This is a genomic window from Rubritalea tangerina, assembly GCF_042683245.1.
Classification (GTDB): Bacteria; Verrucomicrobiota; Verrucomicrobiia; order Verrucomicrobiales; family Akkermansiaceae; genus Rubritalea; species Rubritalea tangerina.
In genome coordinates this window covers 1-1,938 of the sequence record NZ_JBHUJB010000001.1, presented here as the reverse complement: position 1 = coordinate 1,938, position 1,938 = coordinate 1, and the positions used below count along the sequence as shown (strand labels likewise).

At 44.8% G+C, this 1,938-nt stretch carries 3 protein-coding genes; all 3 read right to left on the bottom strand.

Annotated features, from left to right (window positions below; all coding sequences use genetic code 11):
• Positions 1–48: 48 nt before the first annotated feature.
• The 3 genes from ACFSW8_RS00015 to ACFSW8_RS00005 all read right to left on the bottom strand — a co-directional run bounded on the left by ACFSW8_RS00015 (position 49) and on the right by ACFSW8_RS00005 (position 1,094).
• The gene (locus tag ACFSW8_RS00015) at positions 49–420 is read right to left on the bottom strand and encodes a hypothetical protein (protein ID WP_377177126.1); all 372 of its coding nucleotides are present in this window, start codon (positions 418–420) and stop codon (positions 49–51) included.
• A gap of 153 nt (positions 421–573) precedes the next feature.
• The gene (locus ACFSW8_RS00010) at positions 574–870 is read right to left on the bottom strand and encodes a type II toxin-antitoxin system RelE/ParE family toxin (protein WP_377090702.1); all 297 of its coding nucleotides are present in this window, start codon (positions 868–870) and stop codon (positions 574–576) included.
• A complete protein-coding gene (locus tag ACFSW8_RS00005) occupies positions 867–1,094 on the bottom strand; it encodes an addiction module protein (protein WP_377090701.1) in 228 nt (75 codons plus the stop codon). Before ACFSW8_RS00005 ends, ACFSW8_RS00010 begins: the two co-directional genes overlap by 4 nt.
• Positions 1,095–1,938 lie beyond the last annotated feature (844 nt).

The window sequence follows — 1,938 nt, the reverse complement described above, 5'->3', positions numbered from 1 at the left end:
CAAGCCTATCCGACTTTTCCTGACTACTTTAAAACACCGAAAAACCGCTTAAGTCCGTGCCATTCCCGACTGCCCGAATTTCCGATCTATAGTATGACCTTTACCGTTTTGTATCTGGATTGAATCTCTAGATAATAAAGTAATACTCCACCCTTCTGATAGTTCGAAATCAAGAGTCCTACCAACACTATGTTGCCCAATTCTGTCACGCACAGATTCATCAACTGTTATTTCGCTGTAACGTAGAACCCCGTCAATTTCTTTAACCTCAACGGACCTGTAATCATCTATTTGGTAAACGCCAATATCCGTAGCTACATACGGGTATGTTGGGATTGGAGTTATAGAGCTTGTATTCCAATACGCTCCAATAATGAGAGCTATGATTAGACTTGGTATCAATATATAAGTTTTTTTCATATTTATATCTTACCGAACGTAAAGCACACCGCACCGCTGACGGGGGGATGTACTGTGATTTATTGTTTACGGATTGAGGGTTGGAAGAGGGGAGCGAAGCTCAACCGCGGTCAGCGGTTGGGTGCAGCGTCTTGTTCTCCAGGCAAAGGCAGTTTACTTGAGCCTTGAATGCCAATAGCCGGGTAAACGTCTACTGGCAGCAATAGCTACAACAACTAATGATTCATCTCGAATGATGTATGCTACGTAATATGGAAATACCGGGCAATTGATACGTCTATAGCCATCAGGGCGGAGACGCCAGAGGTATGGTGCATTAGCTGCTGTGTGAAGTATATCAGCTATTTCGTCACCGAATCGCTTACCTAAACCCTTTTCTTTAGATTCGTAGTAATCGGCTGCATCAAATAGGTCGGCCTCAGCTTCTGAGGTAAACTCAACGGGAATCATGAAAGTCTCTGCTCAAGTTTGCTGAAAACTTCTGAAGCTGGGATTCTCTTCGTTTGGTTGCTATCAACAAGATTGATTCTACGAATGATTTCAGAATTCCAAGCAGCATCGGTATCAGAGTTACGTGACGGCTCAGAACTACGTAATACTCGGTTAAGTAACGTAATTCTTTGATCTTCTGGTAACTGAAGCACTTCGTGCTCTAGTGATGAAAGTCTGCTCATGTGAACAGTCTACCCACGTGTTTTAGGATAGCCAGTGATTTTTTTAGGAGAACGTAAAGCACACCGCACCGCTGACGGGGATGTACTATGATTTATTGTTTACGGATTGAGGGTTGGAAATGGTGAGCGGAGCTCAACCGCGGTCAGCGGTTGGGTGCAGCGTCTTGTTCTACAGAATGGTGCTATCGATGGTTTCCAACTGGATGGAAAATTATCTTTCGTAAAGGATCGTAGATTTCTGCAGCTGTGTAGCAAGGTCGTTCTATCACAGGTCATTTAGATTGAGCTGTCGACGTCGAGGATCTCTGAAAGTGATGCGAACCTAAAAACGTGATTTGGCTCATCGTATGGAAGGCCGAGAGTTCTGGGAGTCATACCCAGCTATGCGAGTTAGGAGTAATGATCATGAAGTTCACGATGATGAACCTCCAGAGTCCCGCATACACAGCCTCTGTGTGACCATGGCAACTTCTAGGCCGCAGAAGTTACCTAAAGCAACTAGATGCTGTCTCGTCTATATAGGAATAGTAGTGGAGCACTCTGCAATGGGTCTATCCAGTAGAACGTAAAGCACACCGCACCGCTGACAGGGGAATGCACTTTGATTTATTGTTTACGGATTGAGGATTGGAAATGGTGAGCGGAGCTCAACCGCGGTCAGCGGTTGGGTGCAGCGTCTTGTTATACAGGCAGAGTCGATTTAGAAAGGCATACTAAGTATGATCGACTCAACAAAACAGTCAGTCGTGAATGGCACGGACTTAAGCGGTTTTCCGTGTAGCCCCTCTATGCGGGATTTCTCTAAAGGTTTTACGACTTGAGGTGAGTAATTGATAGTTTTTGG

Bases quoted from the DNA above. Each gene is read 5' to 3' on its own strand.
- ACFSW8_RS00015 (WP_377177126.1), bottom strand. From the start codon at position 420: ATGAAAAAAACTTATATATTGATACCAAGTCTAATCATAGCTCTCATT.
- ACFSW8_RS00010 (WP_377090702.1), bottom strand. From the start codon at position 870: ATGATTCCCGTTGAGTTTACCTCAGAAGCTGAGGCCGACCTATTTGAT.
- ACFSW8_RS00005 (WP_377090701.1), bottom strand. From the start codon at position 1,094: ATGAGCAGACTTTCATCACTAGAGCACGAAGTGCTTCAGTTACCAGAA.